This window comes from Niallia sp. FSL R7-0271 (genome assembly GCF_038005785.1).
In the GTDB taxonomy this organism is placed as follows: Bacteria; Bacillota; Bacilli; order Bacillales; family Cytobacillaceae; genus Niallia.
The window spans coordinates 212,998-233,186 of the sequence record NZ_JBBOTZ010000001.1; the positions used below are offsets into that span (position 1 = coordinate 212,998).

Genomic DNA, 20,189 nt, shown 5'->3' on the forward strand with positions numbered 1-20,189 from the left:
ATACATAAAAGCTCTGTCTTTTATCATATTAAGGCGCAGGTTTCTTTAAATTTTTTTGAATAATGTGAGCGCTTTCTTCCAATATGTACATAACCGGCATCTGGGATGTAATATTCGAATCCCCGAGAAATACTTCTGTCACATAATAGGCAATATTTATATCTGATATCCTGGCAAGCTGGCAGTTTTTACTATTAGTAATACTGACAATATTGGAACCTTCTACTTTCAGTTGATTTGCCAAGTTAAGAGTGAAGTCAGTTTCCCCAGAAACGGAAAGAATAATGGATGTACTGTTTTTTAAATCCTTGCTGTTTATTGGATAAAATGGATCTTTAATAAAGGAGGAGAATTTTCCAAGACTGGAAAAATACCTTGCACCATATTCGGCTAAAATGCCTGAACTTCCTGTACCTACAAAAATAATCTTATCAGTCCGCAACACGAGTTCTGCCATTTTTTGAATATCGGACTCAAGATTTCCTTTTAGCGTTCGTTCTAAAAACTCGGAGAGATAGTATTGAGTAGATTTCAGATTTTCTTGTTCATTTCTGTCCAAATATAGCTTGAGCTTTACTTTAAATTCTGAGAAGCCATCACAGTTAAGCTTCCTGCAGAAACGCAAGATGCTGGAAGTGGATACATGGGTTTGATCGGACAGCTCTCTAATCCGCATATAAATGACTTTATCGCTGTTTTTCGTAATGAAGTTATAAAGAATCATTTCCAATTCATTGAATGTTTGGACCATTTCTTTTGTAAACAGGTTAATCTCCTCCTAATAGGATCTGTTTTTATTCCAGCAATGATTTCAATCCACAATATAAATATAAAACAACATGTGCCATAATTGAAACAATTTCCACAAATTGAAACAAAAATCTAAGTATCTAAATTATATTGATTAATAAATGAAAGCGTATACAATACAATTTAAGGAGGAGTTAACAAAACCTAGATAGGTTAAAGAAAAAATATCTGGAGGGGTTCATAATGAAAAAACTGTTATTAGTTTGTGCAGCAGGGATGTCTACAAGTCTCTTAGTCAATAAAATGAAGGATGCAGCAGAGGAAAAAGGGGTAAGTATCGAGATATTTGCATTGCCTGTTTCAGAATGCCAAAGCGTAGCAGATCAGGTTGATGTGGTGCTGCTTGGCCCGCAGGTAAGATACCAGAAACCGCAGGTGGAATCCATTATCGCAGGCAGAGTTCCCGTCGAGGTAATTGACATGCGAGCATATGGAACGATGAATGGGAAAGCCGTTTTAGAAAGAGCACTTGAGCTGCTGTAATCAGCAGCTTACAAAGAGAAAAAGATCAGGCAAGACCTCCTGTACAGCATGAATTTACACCCATTGCCTAATCAAACAAATTCTTCATCTAAAGGGTGGAAGAATTATATATTAATAGGGGGAGTAACTTATGGGTTTTATGGCTAATTTTGAAAAATTTGCTGAGAAGGCTTTGGTGCCAGTTGCCTCTAAACTGAACTCACAGCGACATATTGTAGCAATTCGCGATGCATTCATTTTATCATTTCCGATTACGTTAGCTGGTTCACTTATCGTTTTGCTCAATTTCGCTGTATTGGCGCCAGATGGGTTTATTGCAAAAATACTGTTTCTTCACAAGCTGTTCCCTGGCTTAGCAGATTTACAAGCAGTCTTTTCCCCTGTCCTAAATGGATCGACGAATATTCTTTCTATGTTTATCGTCTTTCTAGTGGCAAGGAATATGGCAATTTCGCTTAAAGCAGATGAACTGCTGAGCGGCTTGACGGCATTATCTACATTCTTTATTATTTATCCGCCATATACGGCTGTTGAAGGAACTAACTTCCTGACTACACAGTGGGTAGGGGCCCAAGGTCTTTTCGTTGCCATTATAGTTGGTTTGATTGTCGGTGAGTTTTTCAGTGTGCTTTCCAAGTCAAAGAAATTGCAGATTAATATGCCAGCATCTGTCCCGCCTGCTGTTGCCAGGTCCTTTAAGGTGCTGTTCCCGATCATTATTATTACTGTAGTGTTCGCAGTTGGGAACGCTATCATCAATGCCTTTTATCCGAAAGGCCTGCATGAGTTCATTTATGCAGTAATTCAAACACCGCTAAAGCATTTGGGCACTAATATTTTCTCACTTGTTATTTTGGCAATTGTCTCTAACCTTTTATGGGTATTTGGGATTCATGGTCCAAACACGATTGCTGCTATTCGTGAGGCTATGTTTGCAGAAGCAGGTCTAGAGAACTTGAACTATGTGGCAGAACATGGTTCGGCATGGGGAGCACCATATCCTGTTACTTGGGCAATAAATGATGCCTTTGCTAACTATGGTGGTTCAGGGATGACATTAGGTTTATTGATTGCGATATTTATCGTCGCTAAACGGAAGGATTACCGAGATATCGGCAAGCTATCGATTGCTCCAGGATTATTCAATATTAATGAACCTGTCATTTTCGGTTTACCGGTCGTGTTAAACCCGATTTTGATTTTGCCATTCATATTGGTTCCTGCCGTGAACATTATCATAGGCTATGCTGCTATTGTGACTGGCTTAATTCCGCCAATTGCGTACTCTGTGCCATGGACGACTCCAGGTCCGCTGATCGCATTCTTAGGCACAGGAGGAAACTGGCTTGCATTAGTTATCGGCTTTGTTTGCCTGGCTGTCTCAACACTTATTTATATTCCATTTGTAATGGCAGCAAACAAAGCAGCTGCTGATAACAATGTCTCTAGCGATTCGGAGAAGTCCGCGTAAGAAAATGAACGAATATACAATTGAGTTCTACTGTGGGCAGATTAAATTTATAAAGGATTTTTTTGAGGGCTACCAAGACAGCAGGGTGTCCACATATGTGGAGCAATCAAGCAGAATAAAGGCTGACGTCAAGGTGCATACATTGCTGCCAATCCATGAAACAAAGAAGCATTTAGAGAATGTTTTTAAGCAGTCCAAATATGGATGCGCCCTCCATTTTACAGTTAAGGCAATAGATGAACCCTTTTAATAAATAAGCAAAGAAACCTCTATTTATAATAGAGGTTTCTTTTTTTATAACAATATTTGCTTCATTAAACAACTAAAGGCACAGAGTGTCTCTGAAGCTTTATCAAATCGGCAGGACCGTAGAGGATTTTATTTCTCTTAGGGCAAGGCTGGTATTTATTTTGGAGATGCCAAGTTTATTCAGCTTCTTGATAAAGCTCTCTAATCCACCTGTATCTTTATTGGCAACCTTCAACAAATAGTCGTACTCTCCTGTTAAACAATGACATTCCAATATTTCCTCCATACTGCTTAACACACCTTCAAGCTCTGCAATAGCTTCCTCTTGGTGGATATTAGTCGAAATGAAAATATAGCATAACAAATCAAACCCTAATTTTTTATGATTCAAGATTGCCACATGCCTCTCGATAAATCCCTCCTTTTCAAGGCGCTTAATGCGGGCATGTGTGGCTGGAGGAGATAAATTAACGAGTTTAGCAAGCTCGGCGTTGGAAATAGCGGCGTTTTTTTGCAATAAATCTAATAAAGTAATATCAACCGAATCGAGCACTTTATGAACAATGGATTCCATAAATGTAACCTGCCTTTCTTTTATTCTGATTCTGCTGTAAAAATCAGTACACTTCTTTATAAAATTCGGTAAAATCGAAAAATAAATATGAAAGTTTTGTATTTATTGCATTATACAGAATTTTATATCGTTTTAAAAGGTACGGTGATACGATATTAACAAGAAATTTCTAACTTTGTGCTTGAAGGAGTTGTTTGTATGCCGTATGTATTTCTGTTGATCACAAGCTTTTTATTTGGAGGGAATTTTGTTTTAGGCAAATTTCTTGTTGGGCATGCTTCGCCTGCAACACTGACAAGCTTAAGGTGGGCGCTTGCTGTTATCTGTCTGTTGCCGATTATTTGGAAACGAGAACAAAGATTGATTCCGCCTAAAGCTGCATTGCTGCCTTTATTCCTTATGGGTCTGACAGGAGTAGCTGCTTTTAATCTATTGCAATTTCAGGCATTAGAATATACTTCAGCTAGCAATGTAGGTTTAATCTCAACATTAAATACAATCTCTATTGCGCTGTTTTCCTTTCTTTTATTGAAGGAAAAAATCAATAGCTGGCAAATGGCTGCCATGCTTTTGTCCTTCTCTGGAGTTCTTGTTGTACTAACAGAAGGTACTTTAAGTCAGTTATTAGATTTACGCTTTAACAAAGGAGATTTATATATGATGGGAGCAGTATGCATTTGGGGGCTTTACTCTGTGTGCAGCAGGTGGGCAATGCAAAAAACATCACCGCTGATGGCCACCTTTTTTTCTGGAGCAATCGGTGTTGTTCTGCTCTTGCCATTTAATGCAGCTGATTTTTCAATCACAGAATTCAATGTTTCCTTCATGGTATCCATCCTTTATACCGGTGTTGTTTCAACAGTCGTTTGTATGGTGTTTTGGAATATCGGCGTACAAAAACTCGGTGCTACAGAAGCAGGGCTGTTCCTTAATTTCAACCCAATCTTTACGGCTGTGCTGGCGTCTGTATTTTTGCATGAGAAATGGAGCTGGATGCAGGTTATAGGAAGCCTTGTCGTTATCCTGGGCTGTATTCTTTTTACGAAGCTTAAAAAGCCTCCACAGCTTACTTTAAAAAAGAGTGCGATAGTAATTAATGAAGAGAAATCGAGAAATTTCGTCCATGGAAAAAAGTAGCCCTTTCTATTTTAGTGGAAATTTACTATAATAATAAGTACACATAAGCAAGAGGGGATTTCATAATTGGAGTCTCCTTTTGTTTGTTCTAAAATTCTTCATAGTGGATTTAGCAAGTGAGCAATGAGTTTTTACTGTTATCACTTTTATTGTATAGTTAAATATATGTTAATAAATTTGTATAGAACAGGATGTTGAAATAATGAGCGAAAAACCATATAGAGTACTTCTTTACTATAAATATGCAACTATTGAGAACCCAGAAGAATTCACTAGCGAACATTTAGCTTTTTGTAAGGAGCTAGGTTTGTTGGGACGTATTCTTGTATCATCAGAAGGAATTAATGGTACGGTATCTGGTACAGTTGAACAGACTGATAAGTATATCGAGGCAATGAGAAAAGACCCTCGTTTTGCAGACACTGTCTTTAAAATAGACGAAGAAGAGGGACATGCTTTCAAGAAAATGCATGTGCGTCATAAAAAAGAATTGGTAAACTTAAGTCTTGAAGATGATGTTAATCCGTTGGAGTTAACTGGAAACCATCTAAAACCAGCTGAGTGGCTGGAACAAATGCAGGATCCTAATGCCGTAATTATTGATGCCCGCAATGACTATGAGTTTGACTTAGGTCATTTCAGAGGAGCAATTAAACCTGAAATTGAAACATTCCGGGAATTACCTCAATGGATTCAAGACAACCGTGAAATGCTAGAAGGAAAGAAAATCCTGACTTATTGCACAGGCGGCGTGCGTTGTGAGAAATTCTCAGGCTGGCTTAAGCGCGAAGGCTTTGATGATGTATCACAGCTTGACGGTGGTATCGTAACATACGGTAAAGATCCAGAGGTGCAAGGTAAGCTTTGGGATGGCCAATGCTATGTATTCGACCAACGAATTAGTGTTCCAGTTAACAGAGTCGAGAATGTAGTAGTAGGTAAAGACTACTTTACTGGTGAACCATGTGAGCGTTATGTGAACTGTGCAAACCCAGAATGCAACAGAAAAATTCTTTGCTCACCTGAAAATGAAGAGAAGTTCATGAAGAGCTGCAGTCATGAGTGCCGTACACATTCAAGAAACCTTTATGTAAAAGCACATGACCTTACACCAGAACAAGTGGAAGCAAGAGTGAAAGAAATTGCTGAGTGGGAAGCAAACCATGCTGGCAATTTAGCTTAATGAAAAGAGGATGTCTTAAGGACATCCTCTTTTTGTATTTTACAATTCGATGCTTTCACCAATCTGAAGGACTTTGCCTTTAATACCGCGGTCTTTTAGCGCCTTTACGAAGGCATCTCCATCTTGTTCGATAGCTGGGAAAGTATTGTAATGGATAGGTATGATTAAATCCGCTTTATACCATTCTGCAGCCAGCACAGCATCTTCAGGTCCCATTGTATAGTGATCGCCAATTGGGAGGAATGCGATATCGATATCATGTCTGTCGCCAATAATCTTCATGTCTCCAAAAAGGCCTGTGTCACCAGCATGAAGAATCGTTTTTCCTTCTGCCTCAATGACGAATCCAGCAGGCATGCCGCCATAAAGAATATTTTTGTTTTCTTCATCAATGATACCAGAGCTGTGAAATGCATGTGTCATCTTCGCTTTGGCAAACTGTAAATCTAATGTGCCGCCAATATTCATTCCGATTGTCTCGGCGCCTTGCCAGGACATGTATGCAGCCAATTCAGGTATAGCAACAATTGGTGCATTATTTGCTTTGGAGATTGGTGCTGCATCTAGAATATGATCTCCATGAGCATGTGTTAATAGCACAGCATCAACCTTAATATCATCCACTTTCACTTTAGCTGCTGGGTTTCCACTGATGAAAGGATCAATAATAAGTGATTTTCCATTTGCTTCAATTACAATAGTTGATTGTCCGTGATAGGTAATCTTCATCATACCATCTCCCTTTTTTTTCTTTCCAATAATGACGCTTTGATTTTCACTACTTAGATTAGAATAGTTTAGCCGATTTTGCCAAGCAATATGCTTGTTAGCAGCTAGACTGTTTTTCTTTTGTCAGGAATATATTATAATGAGCCGTTAATCTGAGGAAATTGATGCACTAAATAATTAACGTATCTGTTTCTTAAGAAAATCATGTTCTTGGCAGATTTGTATGTGAACAAATTTTTTTCTACATAATGGGTAGCTTCTTGTTGGCTGACCAATCGGGTATTCAATGCAAGGCTAAAAGAAATAAAGTGTTTAAACACTATCATTTCAACTCCTGACAAGATTATTTTATAATTAGTGTAGTGGAAAAATTAGAATATAACTATTTTTCAGAATAAGGGGGATTCGGGAAATGGCAGAGAAGGTGGCTTTAAATTACGCATTAATGATTGAACAGGTCAAAAGCAGAGGATACAGCAATGAGGAAATACTTGAGGCTCTAAATAAGGGGAATATTGATTTCTTTCGAGAGTTTGGCAAGGGACTTCCAGATTGGGAAACGCTTTTCTCTTATTTTCATGATAAAAAGGAAAAAGTGGAACAGCTGCTTAGAGGCAATTATGAGATTGCATTTTTAACAAAAGGGACGTTAAAAAGATACTTGCTGTTTAAATTTGGTTTGGCTGAGGGCAAAGATTTTAAGGATAAGGGAGAAGTGCTTGGAGTATTTATGCTATCACGTGAAGACTACCAGGCTTTATCGAAAAATATAGCAAAAAACTGGATTATCACTAATGTAGAAGAGGATAAGAATAATGTACAATTTACAATTGAATTACAATTTAAACCAGTCCTCTAATAAAATTTTTATAAATAGGTTGTTATTTTTTCAAGAAATCTTTCTTTATTATATAGAGGAGGAAAGATTGATGAAATTCGTTCATGGAAGGATATGTTATAATAAGAAAGTGGCTAATGCGAGTTAGTCCCTTTTTTTACACTAAAAACAGAACATACGTTCCTTTTAGGGGGTGCTAATCATGTGTGAGGAATCTGTTAATGGATTGAAAAGGTTTATAGAAGAGAACAAAGAATTTATGGGAAATACAATTGTACAAGGTTTTTTACGGGAAAAGGGTCATTTTAAGCTGTTTGCCGACGCTGTTTGTTATCCTTCTAAAGAAAACAAAGAAAATTTAGATGAAGCGTTTAAAAAGTATTATTTTACGATTCGGTTCACGTCCTATATCTCCTCTTCCATACATTTTAGCACATTAAATTTTCATAGGAAGCAAAGGCTCTATGCAAACAGATATCCTTTGTTATTGGACGCTGAAACAGAAGATGGTAGGACGCATAAAGACAGAATGGAAGATAGGAATGCAAATTTGGAAGCATATGCAGAAAGGGAGGGAATTCGGGAAAGCATTTCTGAATATATAGCTGATCCTTTACTTTATGATGCAATACAATCACTGTCTGACTCCCAAAAGACCGTTCTCTATTTTGCTTATATTAAGAAGCTCAATGATACAGAGATAGCGGAGGTGATCCAAAAAAGCCAGCAATATGTGTCGAAGTGCCATCAAAAAGCTTTGCAAAGGATATACAGCTATATGGCCCAAAAAAAGGAGGATTATAGACGATGAGTATTGGAGACTTGACGCAATGGATGACAATTGTAAGCAATTACGCATTTCCGGTGAGTGTTTCTATATATCTGTTATTAAGAATTGATAAAAAGCTTGAACGGTTGGGAAAAGAGCTGACAAAAAGGACGGAAGAAGGAAAGGAAAATGGATGATGGCCACATTATATTCGTTAGTAAAAGAGTCGAAGATTAACAAGGATGCATTAGAAGAAGTGATAGAGATGTTTGAACCAAAGTTGAACAAAGCAGTCCAATATACTTCCCCTAATGAACAAGATGATCTCTCACAAGAATTGAAAATGCTGTTAATGAAATGCATTCAGCTATATGATTTAGATAATATCCCAGGCTTCTGGGAATTTAGAGACAAAATCAATAAAATCAAATAATAAGATAAAAGGCTCCTTTCGCCAGATAGCAAAGGAGCACTTTTTTTAAAAAAGTATTAATCAGTACCTTGCATTGAACAGTAGGTGGTGTTATATTATTAATCAAAGACCAGTACTGTTCATTGTATAGTACTAAAAGAAAGGAGATCTGTAATTGAACGTCCAATTTAAAAAGGGAGTCCTTGAGCTTTGTGTTCTTGTTCTGCTTGATAAACAAGACAGGTACGGATATGAGCTTGTTCAAAAAATTTCTGATCAGATCGAAATATCAGAAGGCTCTGTTTACCCGCTGTTAAGAAGGTTGACGAAAGAAGAATACTTTTCAACCTACCTCCAAGAATCTACAGAAGGCCCTCCAAGAAAATATTACAAGCTTACTGAAAAAGGCAGGGAATATCTCCAAACATTACTTAGTGAATGGCAACAATTCAGAGACGGTGTTGATACTTTAATTAAAGAAGGTGCTAGTGATGAATAAAGATCAATTTATAAAGGAACTGTCTGTGTTACTGAAGGATTTAAATGGTAAGGAAAAACAAGAGATATTGCATGATTACGAGGAGCATTTCCAATTTGGAATCGAAGAAGGCAAAGCAGAGAACGAGATTGCTGCTTCTTTAGGATCACCAAAATTGCTGGCAAAAGAAATACTTGCCAATTACCACCTTGAAAATGCTAAGGGTGCTCAAACAGCTGGAAATGTTATGCGGGCAGTATGGGCGGTGATTGGGTTGAGCTTCTTTAATATCATCATTGTGTTAGGTCCGTTTATTGCGCTTGTTGGTGTTATATTAGCTGGCTGGGCTGTAAGCATTGCCGGCATCAGTACTCCGCTTCTCGTTCTTCTTAACAATCTTTTTGGAAGTTCCTTTGATCTTTTTGAATGGTTTTTATCCTTTGTCTACTGTGGAGCTGGTTTAATGCTATTTGTAGGGATGCAATGGATAACAAAATGGTTTATGCACGGCTTCGTCCGTTATATTTCATTCAATACAGCATTAGTTAAAGGAGGCATCAAGTAATGAACAAACGAAAGTTACTGTGGGCTGGAGCAGTTTTGCTTGTGATTGGACTGATTGGCAGTCTAGCCACCTATAAACAAAGTGCAGAAAAATTTGATTTGAATGAAAGAAAAGTAATAGAAAGCAATAACTTTGAGCATGTGGAAATTTCAGCAGATAACGCTGCAATTGAAATTCATCCAATACAAGAGTCTTCAGCTTATGTTCAGCTATCGGGAACAAAAAGAGGAAATAGAGAATTGAATTATTCAGCAGAAGTTGAAAGCAATAAACTTAAAGTGATATTAAAGGAAAAAGGACATCAGCTTATTCCAATGAGCTTATTTGGGGACAGTGAGCTTAGCTTAGATTTGTACTTGCCGGAGAAACAATATGCCAGCATGATAGCAGATATTAAAAACGGCAGGATAAAAATGACAGAGTTGTCTTCAAGAGAAGTTGTGCTCCATACAGCAAACGGCCGTCTGGAATTGGCAAATATAACTGCAGAAACAGTTAAGGCAGACTCTTCTAATGGAAGAATTCAGTTGGATAATGTCTCAGGGGAAATCGATGGAAAAACAATCAATGGAAGAATTGAATTGAACGCAAGCGCATTAAATCAGGATATACAATTACAAACAAACAACGGCGAAATCTCCATAACAGCAGAGAAGGAACCAGAAAATGCTAACATAAGTGCAGAAACAGATAATGGGGATATTGAAATTTTTAAGCAAGCCAATTCTAATGTAATCTTCGGTGATGGTGAGTATAAGATAAGATTAAAAACAAATAATGGAGATATAGAGGTAAATTAAAAGAGTAGCCCTTTTTTCAGGAAAAAAGGGCTTATTTTTTTATGTGATTTTTTATTTAAAAAAGCAGTTGACAAGTAACCGTTTACAGAATTACCTTTATATAGACCAATCGTTATAATTTTTCCTAAGGAGGATATGAGCTTGGGTGAAAAGGGGAACACTCGTGAGTTGATCCTAGAGACTGCCTCTCGCTTATTCCAGATTCAAGGCTATTATGGAACTGGCTTGAATCAGATTATTGCAGAGAGCAATACACCAAAGGGATCACTTTATTACTATTTCCCTAGTGGTAAAGAGGAATTAGCAATAGAGGCAATAAAATATACAGAAAATGTGCTGTTGCAGAAGACAAAGGATATTCTGTTTTCCGTCAACGACGCAATAACAGCATTTCAGTTGCATATCAATGAAATCGCTGCTGATTTTGACAAGAAGGAAAGCATACACGGAATGCCAATCGGACTTATAGCGTCAGAAACAGCGTCGACATGTGAGCCAATTAGAAAGACTTGCTTAGTGACTTTCGAGAAATGGCAAGCTGTATATGCAGAAAAGCTTAAGGAAAGCGGATTTTCTGCTGAAGAGGCTGCAGATTTAAGTATACTTATCAATTCTATGATAGAAGGAGCCATCGTCCTGTGCTTAACAAAGCAATCAGGAAAGCCGATGAGAATTGTTGCAGATAAGCTTCCAAAGCTGCTGTCACAAGAATGTTAAGAAAGATGAAAGGGGATTTTTTATGGAAATGAATATGGACGCGGTAAAGGGGAAGGGAATGGAAGGAAGGCAATTTAAGACATTGCCTATCGTAACTTCTTTCTTGATTGCCGGTTTTATAGGTATGTTCAGTGAAACTGCCTTAAATATGGCATTGAATGATTTAATTGTTATTTTTAATATTGAGCCGACAACAGTTCAATGGCTGACAACAGGCTTTTTGCTTACATTGGGTATTTTAGTCCCAATTTCAGGATTATTGCTGCAATGGTTTAAAACTAGACAGCTTTTCTTTGCATCATTAAGTTTCTCTATATTAGGAACACTAATTGCTGCACTTGCACCAACCTTTGAATTTTTATTAGTGGCAAGAATTGTGCAGGCTGTCGGAACAGCGTTGCTGCTGCCGCTAATGTTTAACACGATTTTGCTGATTTTCCCTCCTGAGAAAAGGGGAGGAGCAATGGGAATGATCGGGCTTGTTATTATGTTTGCTCCAGCTACTGGGCCAACAATTTCTGGTTTGATTATTGAAAATCTGACATGGCATTGGATTTTCTGGATTTCCTTGCCGTTTCTAGTATTTGCTTTATTGTTCGGTATTCGTTATATGGAAAATGTCTCAACTGTTACAAAACCGAAAATTGATATAGTATCGATTATCTTGTCTACATTAGGCTTCGGCGGAATTGTATTTGGCTTCAGCAGTGCTGGAGAAGGCGGAGACCATTCAGGCGGCTGGGAAAGCCCGGTTGTAATTGTCTCTCTAATCGTAGGTGTAGTTTCACTTATTCTTTTCTCCATTCGTCAGTTTAAAATGGAACAGCCAATGATTAATCTTCGAGCATTTAAATACCCGATGTTCGTCTTAGGACTTATCTTAGTCTTCATGTCTATGATGCTTATTCTGTCTACGATGCTTCTTCTTCCAATGTATCTGCAAGGCGGTTTAGGTTTAACAAGCTTTACAGCAGGACTACTGTTGTTGCCTGGAGGTTTAATTAACGGATTCCTTTCACCAGTGATGGGAAGATTGTTTGATAAATATGGACCAAAATGGCTCGTCATTCCAGGTCTTGCCCTATGTTCAGTTGTTCTATGGTTCTTTACAGGAATTACAACAACATCAACAGTTGCGCTGATTATCGTGCTGCACAGCTGTTTAATGATTGGTGTATCCATGATTATGATGCCAGCACAAACAAATGGTTTAAACCAGCTGCCACCTCAATTATATCCTGATGGTACAGCGATTATGAACACATTACAGCAAGTTGCAGGAGCGATTGGTACAGCAGTTGGTGTATCTATATTGGCTTCTGGTCAGAAGAACTTCCTGGCAGGGGTAAGCAACCCTATGGACCCTGCTAATATTCCTGCTGCATTAACTTCAGGTGTACAAAGTGCCTTTACTTTTGCACTGATTGTAGCAATAATCGGATTTATTTGCAGTCTCGTAATAAAAAGAGTAAATCCAAAACATTAATCATAAAAAACAGTCTGTATGAAAAATGCAGGCTGTTTTTTTGTGCTTAGAATTTCGAGAATATTGAAGAACTTTGGCGAAATACCGCGCTAGCATCCGGCAACAAATCCTCTAAAACTGCTATTTTGCTAAGCAGCATCAAAGCAAGAGCATTTTTTCTCCTAAATATTAAAACTGTCTTTACAAAGATTTACCAATATTTAATTTTCCCTAAACGATTACCATACAATCTCATTCTATACTTGACACAAAGGTTCAAAATACACATAAACAGTCTACGAGGTGACAATATATGCGTGAAAAGAGCTTTAATATCTACCACGATTACACCATTGTCGAGGGGGAAAAGTTCTCTGTACCAAAGGAAGCAGAATACTACTTGTATACAAAAAGGTGTTTGGATCTGCTGCTGGCAAGCGTTGGGCTAATTTTAGCAATACCGATTATTGCTGTCTTCGCAATTCTAGTTGTGTTAGAGAGCCCAGGCTCCCCATTTTATATACAGCAGCGCGTTGGAAAAAACGGAAATTACTTTAATTTAATAAAGCTTCGCTCTATGCACAATGATGCCGAAAAGGAAGGCGCTAAATGGGCCGAAGCAAATGACCCGCGTGTTACGAAAGTTGGTCATTTCATGAGAAAAACTAGAATAGACGAGCTTCCTCAGCTGTTATCAGTTTTAAAAGGAGATATGTCTATTGTTGGTCCGCGTCCGGAAAGACCAGTCTTTACTGCACAGTTTGACAGTGAGATTCCTGGTTTTGCGAAAAGGCTAGCAGTAAGACCTGGTTTGACTGGACTTGCTCAGGTAAGCGGAGGATATGAAATTACTCCTCGTGAAAAACTTCAGTATGATCTTGAGTACATTTCAAATTTGACGTTTAAGCTTGAACTGAAGATTATGCTGAAAACAGTAAAGGTATTGGTTACAGGTGAAGGCGCGCGCTAATTGACCGTATCTAAAGAGTTAAGCATAGGAATGAGCAGATTTTAACATTGCCATAGTTTTAAGCGAAGTTGGACCAACAGTCCCAGCTTAAAGCATTGTGTCTGCTGTTCCTGCTTTTTAGTATGTTTCTAAAGCTAGTTTTTGCCTACCAGGTTTTTTGAGCTGGATTCAGATGAAAGTGTAGTGATTATGAGTCTAATGCTCGTTAATATGCTTTATTTCCAGTTAGCTAAATAAATGTAAAAGGAAGAGAAGCATGAAGATTCTATGGATTACGAGTGTTTATCCGAGTAAAGAACAGCCTGGCAATGGGGTATTCCATGAAACACAGGTTCAAGCTTTGAAAAAACGAGGGTTAGAGATAACGGTAATCTGCCCAACTCCGCAAAACCCTACCGTTTTAAGAGCGTTAAAGAAAACATATAAGCGCAAAACTTTGCCGTTTTATGAAGTACGAGAGGGAGTGAAGGTTTATAGGCCGATTTATAGAGCACTTCCAGGGCAGCTCAGATGGGCACAGCCGGACAAGAGAATTGCTAAGGCAATTCTAAAGACGATCCAAGACAAAAGTCTGCAATTTGATACGATCCACGCACATTTTGCGATGCCGTCAGGAGGCGCTGCTCATATTATTTCAAAAGAGCTGCAGAAACCATGGCTTTTAACACTGCATGGAAGTGATGTGCATATTTATCCTGCTTTTAGCAGAAGTGCCAACAAAGCATTTCAGCGCTCTGTTCACTCTGCCGATGAAGTGATATCAATCGGAAGACATCTTGCTCTAGCAGCAAAGGAAAAGACAGGCAGGGATAGCTTTGTTCTCCCTATTGGGATAAACCTTTCTAGATTTCAGGCTGCAGCATTGCCGAAGGAGAACGTAAGAAAAGAGCTTAAGCTGCCTTCTGACAAACAGCTGATTACCTTTATTGGAAGGCTTGTAAAGGAGAAAGGCGTGTATGAACTTGCTGAAAGTCTTAACCGACTGCCAAAAAATATGGCAGTTGTCTTAGTCGGAGATGGCCCTGCAATGGATGATTTAAAAAAGCATGAACAATATGGAAAAAGGCTGTTTCTTCCTGGCCAAATTAGCAATGATAAAGTGAAGGATTACTTGCAGGCAAGTGATATATTTGCATTGCCTTCTTATTCGGAAGGGATGCCGACTGTTGTCATAGAGGCAATATCTATGAAAGTGCCAGTTATTTGTACAGCAGTAGGCGGGGTACCCGACTTGTTCGGCGAGTTCAATCATTTGCTTATTAAGCCAAAGTCCGTTGACAGCATTGTTGAAAGAGTATTGGACTATCATTCAGAAAAATATGACCTTCCTATTATTAAGGATCAATTGCTTCAATATGTACAAGACAACTTCCATGTGGGCAGAAATGCTGAAGTCTTGGAAAAACGCTATCGGAAACTGGCATGGAATGAAGGCAAAGCTTCATTAAGCATTAAGGGGGATTAAGGATGAGCAGAGCAGTTGTAACAGGTGGAGCAGGATTCATTGGTTCCCATATTGTCGAAGAATTATTAGCAAATAATTATGAAGTGATTGTAGTTGATAATTTCACTACAGGTCATTATCGAAATATTAGCCATCTTCCTATTAAAATCTATGACTATGATATTACCGATCCTTCCTGCATTGATTTTATATCATCATTAAATCCGGAATATATTATCCATCAGGCTGCCCAAGTAAGTGTAGCTGAATCAGTACATGATATATTGCACGATGAAAATGTTAATGTAAAGGGTTCACTGCACGTCATTAAAGCAGGCATTAAAGCATCCATAAAAAAAATAGTATTCGCTTCATCGGCTGCTGTTTATGGAAATCCGCATTTTCTGCCTGTTACGACAGATCACCCTACAATGCCTGAGTCTCCGTATGGGTTAACAAAGCTGACTGTTGAGCGCTACTTGCAAATGGCTTATAAGTTTTACCGGTTGCCATACAGCATCCTTCGGTACAGCAATGTTTATGGTCCACGACAAGACGCGAAAGGAGAAGGCGGGGTTGTCTCTATATTTGCTGACAAGATAGCTGAAGGAAAAGCACCTGTTATATTTGGAGACGGCGAACAAACAAGGGACTTCATTTATGTAAAGGATGTAGCAAAGGCTAATGTTAAAGCGATGGAGGCGCAAGGGAATATTTGTGTAAATATCTCCACTCAAACCAAAATTACGGTCAATGAATTATGGGAGACAATGGTCAAGGCTGGTGATATCCAATTAAAAGCAGAGCATCAAGCTGCAAGGCCAGGGGATATTCTGCACAGCACTCTTTGCAATCAAAAAACATTGGATGTATTAAATTGGGTCCCGCAAACAAGCTTGGAAACGGGGTTAAAGGAAACGCTAGTTTTTACAAGGAGTATGCTCCAAGGAACAAAATGACTAATGGAAAGAAAGGGTCTGAACAGTAAATGGAAAGCAAGCAACTAGTTCGTCAGACAATTGGAGCGCTAATTGTTGTCATGGTATTACTCTCCCTTTTATATGCGATCCAAAATTTTGATATGAAGCTGCTGCTTCTTCTCCTCGGGGGCTTTGGGGGACTGCTCCTTTTTTTATACTTAAAATCGACTATTGGGCTGGAGGATATGGTGAGAGGGGCAGTTTATGCCCTTCTCATCACTACGTTTTTGAATCAGTCTATTATCAACATTAATATTGGTTTTTTTAGCTTGTTTTTGTATAGAATTCTGCTTATTGCTGCAGTATTTATTTATTTTATGTATGCCATTTCAGACAAGGGCTTAAAAAAAGACTTCGATGGTTTGTCTATTAAAGGTATCTGGCTGTTTTTAGCAATATGGCTTGTGTATGGAACAGTATCCATGCTTTGGGCAAGATCGATTATCGAAACATTCAAGTACATGTCGCTTATGTGGATGGGCTTGTTGTTCGTCTACTTAGCAAATGTCACATTTACAAGAGTATCCCGTCTGATAATCTTTTATGTCATTTGGATGGGAATGACGCTTCTTTTAATGGCCATTGGATTGGTGAACCATTATCTGCATATTCAACTGCCAACCTCGAGCCTTTATGGTGCTGGCGAATACAGAATCGGCTATCCGACAGCAGTGTTTTTTAACCAAAATGACTTTGCTGCATTTTTGAGTATTTCTTTCTTTTTCTATTTAGCAGCAGCAAAAAACGGCAGCAGTATAAAGGTCCGAATTCCTGCTCTTGTTTTGAGTGTTTTATCCTTTTATGTCATCTATTTGACACAATCTCGCGCAGGTATCCTTTCCGTATTAATCGGGCTGTGTTTTTATGTTTTCCTGCTGGTCAATGATAAGCTGAAAAAGCTGCTTTTAATCGGTGCTTTTTCAGCCGCAGGGATTGCAGTCCTCTTGTTTTCAGGAAGATTAATAGGGAAATTCCAGCATGCTTTCACACAAGCAAACCTTTATGGAGCAGATGAGACGATGCCCTCCAATTTGGCAAGAATAAATCTGCTACGAAATATACAGCAGTATATTATTGATACATTTGGTATTGGTGTAGGAGCAGGGAATATTCCTTATTACTTAAAAAACCATCCTGTATTTTCTACGGGAGGTGTGCAGCAGGCGCATAATTGGCTGGCTGAAATAGCAGGCAACTTCGGGATTTTTATCCTTCTTGGTTACGTAGGGCTTATCCTTTCCCTGTTTATCCAATTGTACAGGATCTACAAAAAGGCAAACAGCAGGACATATAAAATGCTTTTAGAGGCAAGCATGCTTGGACTGGCAGCTTTTATGGCATCCAGTATCAGTCCCAGCACAGTCAGCAATTTGTATTTTCATTGGGTATTGATGGGCTTTATCATTTCTGTCCTGTCAGTGTTTAAAAAAAGAATTAAAGCAATGGATAAGGGGATTGTATCTCATGAAAGATAGCATAAAACGAATTGTTGGCCGACTGAAGAAATATATATGGGCAATTTTAATTATTTGCGTGGCAATGCCGATTCTTGGCTGGTTCATGCCTACAGGCAACGGACAGTCGGAATACACATCAGAAGCGATAATCAAACTAGGAAACTATGAAACCAGCTATTTAACAAATGCTGATCAGCTTGTTTCCTTGTTATCAAATGAAGCATCATTTAAACAAATCCTCCCGGATGTTTGGGAAGAGGAGGTAACTGATAAGCTCGCTGTCTCCTCTACGCCTAGTAAACTGCTTGTGCTTAGCCTTACAGGAAAAACAGAAGAGGAAGCATTAAACAATCTGACAACTATTGTTGATGGCTTTATGAAGCTTGATCAGTCTTCCTTTGAAGAAAAAAGCACAATTATTGAATCAAGCATTCAGGCATTAGAGACAGAAAATGCAAGCAGTGATACGATTGTTGACCAACAGCGGTTTCTTTATGAATTAAAGAACGAAAAGCTTGGTCTCGAGCAGGCTATCTTGATTAAGGATGTTTATGTAAAAGGGCAGATAGTGGAGGCTTCTGCAGAAGACAGAGTTATATTAGGGGCTTTATTAGGTATCATGGCGAGTATTTTAATATTAATCACTCCAGAGTTTATACGAGCACATTCCCGACAGTGAGGTGTCTTTCTTGAAAGAATTAGTTTCGGTAATTATGCCTTCATATAACAGCAAGGATTATATTTCGTTCAGCATTGAGTCTGTTTTAAAACAGACTTACCCTAATTGGGAGTTGATTATTGTCGATGATTGTTCGACAGATGGAACCCCTGATTTGCTGGCAGAGTGGGCAAAAGCAGATGAGCGAATACATTTTATTAACAGGAAGGAAAACGGCGGAGCAGCTATGGCGCGAAATACAGCATTGGATTATTCGTCAGGGAGGTATATTGCCTTTTTAGACAGTGATGACAAGTGGAAGCCGAATAAACTGGAACTGCAGCTTCGTTTCATGGAAGAGAACAATTATGCCTTTACGTTTACATCGTATGAATATATTACAAAAGATGGAGAACAGCTGGAGAAGCAAGTTCACGCTCCGAGGATTATCTCCTATCAGGATATGCTGAAAAACACGATTGTCGGCTGTCTTACAGTCATCGTCGACAGAAGTATCATTGGTTCCTTCCACATGCCGAATATAAGAACTCGACAAGATTTGGCTACGTGGTTAAGTATCCTGAAAAAGGGACATAACGCTTATGGTATGAAAGAAATTCTGGCTGAATACCGTATCGGCAATGATTCTATTTCCAATAACAAGTGGAAATCAGCGCAAAAAACATGGTTTGTTTACCGGGAAATTGAGAGACTTAATCTCGCTAAAGCAGCATGGTGTTTTTCCCATTATGCTTACCATGCGATTAGAAAAAGGATATAAGGTGGTCAAAAATGAAATCAATCCATGTACTTGTAGCAACAGCAGAATGGGAGAATGACCAGTTGCGCTACAGAAGACATCGTTTGGCAGAATATTTGCATAAACAAGAAAAAACAGCTGAAGTGATTTGGTTATGTCCTGGGAAATCTCTGGACAGCGAGGCAGTAGAAATACTTCCAAACGGTATTAAGCAATGGAAAGTTGCTGATTTGGGTGACAATAAGCTGCTTCGTTTCAGCCGCTTTATATCTATATTCTATAAGAAAAAACTAGAGAAACTGGTTGCTTATTTACAGGCAAAGCAAAGTGCGTATGATATCAACCTATGGTACACCTATCCTGCTTTTCCAATTCTTGCGGAGATGTTCCCTTGGAGAAAAATTGTATATGATTGCAGTGATTTATGGGCAGCATCCATTGATGGAAACAAATCTGCAGTAAATATGCTTAAGTATAAGATTATTCAATCAAGTGAGAGCAGAATTATCGAGAGTGCTCATACTGTTACATGCACCTCTGTCTATTTAGCTGAGCAAGTAAAAGATAAGCTGCCAATCCCAAAACAAAAAAAGGTCTATACGTATGAAAATGGGGTTGATTTTTCGCTGTTTCAGCATAATGAGAAAGCTGCGCACGTGTTAGCAGACAAGGGAAATGGACCTGTGCTAGGGTATATTGGCGGAATAAAACCGAAGCTGGACTTTGCTCTTATTCAAGAAGCAGCAGAGCAAAGAAAGGATTGGCAGTTTTTATTTGTTGGGCCTGACGGAACGAACCAAAGTGAAGAATTCCAGAAATTATTGAAGCTTCCGAATGTTACTTGGACAGGAAGTGTACCGCCCACATTAGTTTCCCATTATATGAATTTAATTGATATAGGAATTATGCCGTATAAACCATCTACTTATAACAAAGCAATATTTCCGCTTAAGCTGTTCGAATTTCTTGCAGCAGGGAAGGCAGTTATTGGGACGAACTTGCCGTCAACCAAAAGATATGCTGAAAATGGCATCTATACACATCTTGAAGGAACCAGTGTTAGCAGCTTCCTAAAAGCATGCGAAGAGATCCGCATTAATAAAGCCGAGACAGAAACAGCAGAGAGAAGGATATCACTGGCAAAAACCAAAGATTGGAATATGATTTTCGCCCAAATGATGGAGCTATAAATAATTAAACAAAAAGGGAATGTAAGCAGCCGGCTTGCATTCCCTTTTCT

At 38.5% G+C, this 20,189-nt stretch carries 24 protein-coding genes; 21 read left to right on the top strand and 3 right to left on the bottom strand.

Annotation, left to right across the window (positions count from 1 at the left end; translation table 11 throughout):
• Positions 1-28: 28 nt before the first annotated feature.
• Positions 29-766 carry a MurR/RpiR family transcriptional regulator gene (locus MKX82_RS01180; protein ID WP_237942198.1) on the bottom strand — a complete coding sequence of 246 codons (738 nt, stop codon included), beginning with the start codon at positions 764-766 and terminating at the stop codon, positions 29-31.
• A gap of 227 nt (positions 767-993) precedes the next feature.
• On the opposite strand from MKX82_RS01180, the gene MKX82_RS01185 reads away from it, so the two are divergent.
• The 3 genes from MKX82_RS01185 to MKX82_RS01195 all read left to right on the top strand — a co-directional run bounded on the left by MKX82_RS01185 (position 994) and on the right by MKX82_RS01195 (position 3,014).
• Positions 994-1,293: a PTS sugar transporter subunit IIB gene (locus MKX82_RS01185; protein WP_233316843.1), complete on the top strand. Its 300-nt coding sequence runs from the start codon at positions 994-996 to the stop codon at positions 1,291-1,293.
• Between the two features lie 130 nt (positions 1,294-1,423).
• Positions 1,424-2,764 carry a PTS sugar transporter subunit IIC gene (locus MKX82_RS01190; protein WP_233316844.1) on the top strand — a complete coding sequence of 447 codons (1,341 nt, stop codon included), beginning with the start codon at positions 1,424-1,426 and terminating at the stop codon, positions 2,762-2,764.
• Positions 2,733-3,014, top strand: coding sequence for a hypothetical protein (locus tag MKX82_RS01195; RefSeq protein WP_341074579.1), 282 nt, complete (start codon positions 2,733-2,735; stop codon positions 3,012-3,014). Before MKX82_RS01190 ends, MKX82_RS01195 begins: the two co-directional genes overlap by 32 nt.
• A gap of 102 nt (positions 3,015-3,116) precedes the next feature.
• On the opposite strand, the gene MKX82_RS01200 is transcribed toward MKX82_RS01195, so the two are convergent.
• Positions 3,117-3,587 carry an Lrp/AsnC family transcriptional regulator gene (locus MKX82_RS01200; RefSeq protein WP_233316846.1) on the bottom strand — a complete coding sequence of 157 codons (471 nt, stop codon included), beginning with the start codon at positions 3,585-3,587 and terminating at the stop codon, positions 3,117-3,119.
• Positions 3,588-3,785: 198 nt separating this feature from the next.
• Between MKX82_RS01200 and MKX82_RS01205 the strand changes: the two genes are divergently transcribed.
• Together MKX82_RS01205 and trhO are read left to right on the top strand one after the other, a co-directional pair.
• Positions 3,786-4,724 carry a DMT family transporter gene (locus tag MKX82_RS01205; protein WP_341074580.1) on the top strand — a complete coding sequence of 313 codons (939 nt, stop codon included), beginning with the start codon at positions 3,786-3,788 and terminating at the stop codon, positions 4,722-4,724.
• 202 nt (positions 4,725-4,926) lie between these two features.
• Positions 4,927-5,907, top strand: coding sequence for an oxygen-dependent tRNA uridine(34) hydroxylase TrhO (gene trhO, locus MKX82_RS01210; RefSeq protein ID WP_233316848.1), 981 nt, complete (start codon positions 4,927-4,929; stop codon positions 5,905-5,907).
• Between the two features lie 39 nt (positions 5,908-5,946).
• On the opposite strand, the gene MKX82_RS01215 is transcribed toward trhO, so the two are convergent.
• Positions 5,947-6,639, bottom strand: a complete 693-nt coding sequence (locus MKX82_RS01215; protein ID WP_233316849.1) for a metal-dependent hydrolase — start codon at positions 6,637-6,639, stop codon at positions 5,947-5,949.
• Positions 6,640-7,048: 409 nt separating this feature from the next.
• On the opposite strand from MKX82_RS01215, the gene MKX82_RS01220 reads away from it, so the two are divergent.
• The 16 genes from MKX82_RS01220 (at position 7,049) to tuaH (ending at position 20,139) form a co-directional block, all read left to right on the top strand.
• A complete protein-coding gene (locus tag MKX82_RS01220) occupies positions 7,049-7,495 on the top strand; it encodes a hypothetical protein (RefSeq protein WP_237940557.1) in 447 nt (148 codons plus the stop codon).
• Between the two features lie 181 nt (positions 7,496-7,676).
• Positions 7,677-8,285, top strand: a complete 609-nt coding sequence (locus tag MKX82_RS01225) for a sigma factor-like helix-turn-helix DNA-binding protein (RefSeq protein ID WP_233316851.1) — start codon at positions 7,677-7,679, stop codon at positions 8,283-8,285.
• Positions 8,282-8,440 (top strand): YvrJ family protein, encoded by a 159-nt coding sequence (locus tag MKX82_RS01230; RefSeq protein ID WP_233316852.1) that lies wholly within the window; start codon positions 8,282-8,284, stop codon positions 8,438-8,440. The genes MKX82_RS01225 and MKX82_RS01230 overlap by 4 nt, the downstream gene beginning before the upstream one ends.
• Entirely contained in the window at positions 8,437-8,676 is a 240-nt protein-coding gene (locus MKX82_RS01235; RefSeq protein WP_233316853.1) for a helix-turn-helix domain-containing protein, read from the top strand. The genes MKX82_RS01230 and MKX82_RS01235 overlap by 4 nt, the downstream gene beginning before the upstream one ends.
• A gap of 154 nt (positions 8,677-8,830) precedes the next feature.
• On the top strand, positions 8,831-9,154 hold the full coding sequence (locus tag MKX82_RS01240) for a PadR family transcriptional regulator (protein ID WP_233316854.1): 324 nt from the start codon (positions 8,831-8,833) through the stop codon (positions 9,152-9,154).
• Positions 9,147-9,698 carry an HAAS signaling domain-containing protein gene (locus MKX82_RS01245; RefSeq protein WP_341074585.1) on the top strand — a complete coding sequence of 184 codons (552 nt, stop codon included), beginning with the start codon at positions 9,147-9,149 and terminating at the stop codon, positions 9,696-9,698. The genes MKX82_RS01240 and MKX82_RS01245 overlap by 8 nt, the downstream gene beginning before the upstream one ends.
• Entirely contained in the window at positions 9,698-10,498 is an 801-nt protein-coding gene (locus MKX82_RS01250) for a DUF4097 family beta strand repeat-containing protein (protein WP_237940558.1), read from the top strand. Before MKX82_RS01245 ends, MKX82_RS01250 begins: the two co-directional genes overlap by 1 nt.
• 141 nt (positions 10,499-10,639) lie before the next feature.
• Positions 10,640-11,215: a TetR/AcrR family transcriptional regulator gene (locus tag MKX82_RS01255; protein ID WP_233316857.1), complete on the top strand. Its 576-nt coding sequence runs from the start codon at positions 10,640-10,642 to the stop codon at positions 11,213-11,215.
• A gap of 58 nt (positions 11,216-11,273) precedes the next feature.
• Positions 11,274-12,701, top strand: coding sequence for a lincomycin efflux MFS transporter Lmr(B) (gene lmr(B), locus MKX82_RS01260; RefSeq protein WP_233316935.1), 1,428 nt, complete (start codon positions 11,274-11,276; stop codon positions 12,699-12,701).
• Positions 12,702-12,993: 292 nt separating this feature from the next.
• Positions 12,994-13,650 carry a sugar transferase gene (locus tag MKX82_RS01265; RefSeq protein ID WP_233316858.1) on the top strand — a complete coding sequence of 219 codons (657 nt, stop codon included), beginning with the start codon at positions 12,994-12,996 and terminating at the stop codon, positions 13,648-13,650.
• A 256-nt stretch (positions 13,651-13,906) separates the two neighbouring features.
• Positions 13,907-15,115 (top strand): teichuronic acid biosynthesis protein TuaC, encoded by a 1,209-nt coding sequence (gene tuaC / locus MKX82_RS01270; RefSeq protein ID WP_341074590.1) that lies wholly within the window; start codon positions 13,907-13,909, stop codon positions 15,113-15,115.
• 2 nt (positions 15,116-15,117) lie between these two features.
• Positions 15,118-16,053 (top strand): NAD-dependent epimerase/dehydratase family protein, encoded by a 936-nt coding sequence (locus MKX82_RS01275; RefSeq protein WP_341074593.1) that lies wholly within the window; start codon positions 15,118-15,120, stop codon positions 16,051-16,053.
• A gap of 29 nt (positions 16,054-16,082) precedes the next feature.
• Positions 16,083-17,549: a teichuronic acid biosynthesis protein TuaE gene (tuaE, locus tag MKX82_RS01280; RefSeq protein WP_341074594.1), complete on the top strand. Its 1,467-nt coding sequence runs from the start codon at positions 16,083-16,085 to the stop codon at positions 17,547-17,549.
• Positions 17,539-18,210 (top strand): hypothetical protein, encoded by a 672-nt coding sequence (locus tag MKX82_RS01285; protein WP_233316862.1) that lies wholly within the window; start codon positions 17,539-17,541, stop codon positions 18,208-18,210. The genes tuaE and MKX82_RS01285 overlap by 11 nt, the downstream gene beginning before the upstream one ends.
• Position 18,211: 1 nt before the next feature.
• Positions 18,212-18,970, top strand: a complete 759-nt coding sequence (tuaG, locus tag MKX82_RS01290; RefSeq protein ID WP_341074595.1) for a teichuronic acid biosynthesis protein TuaG — start codon at positions 18,212-18,214, stop codon at positions 18,968-18,970.
• An 11-nt stretch (positions 18,971-18,981) separates the two neighbouring features.
• Positions 18,982-20,139, top strand: coding sequence for a teichuronic acid biosynthesis protein TuaH (tuaH, locus tag MKX82_RS01295; RefSeq protein WP_341074597.1), 1,158 nt, complete (start codon positions 18,982-18,984; stop codon positions 20,137-20,139).
• Positions 20,140-20,189 lie beyond the last annotated feature (50 nt).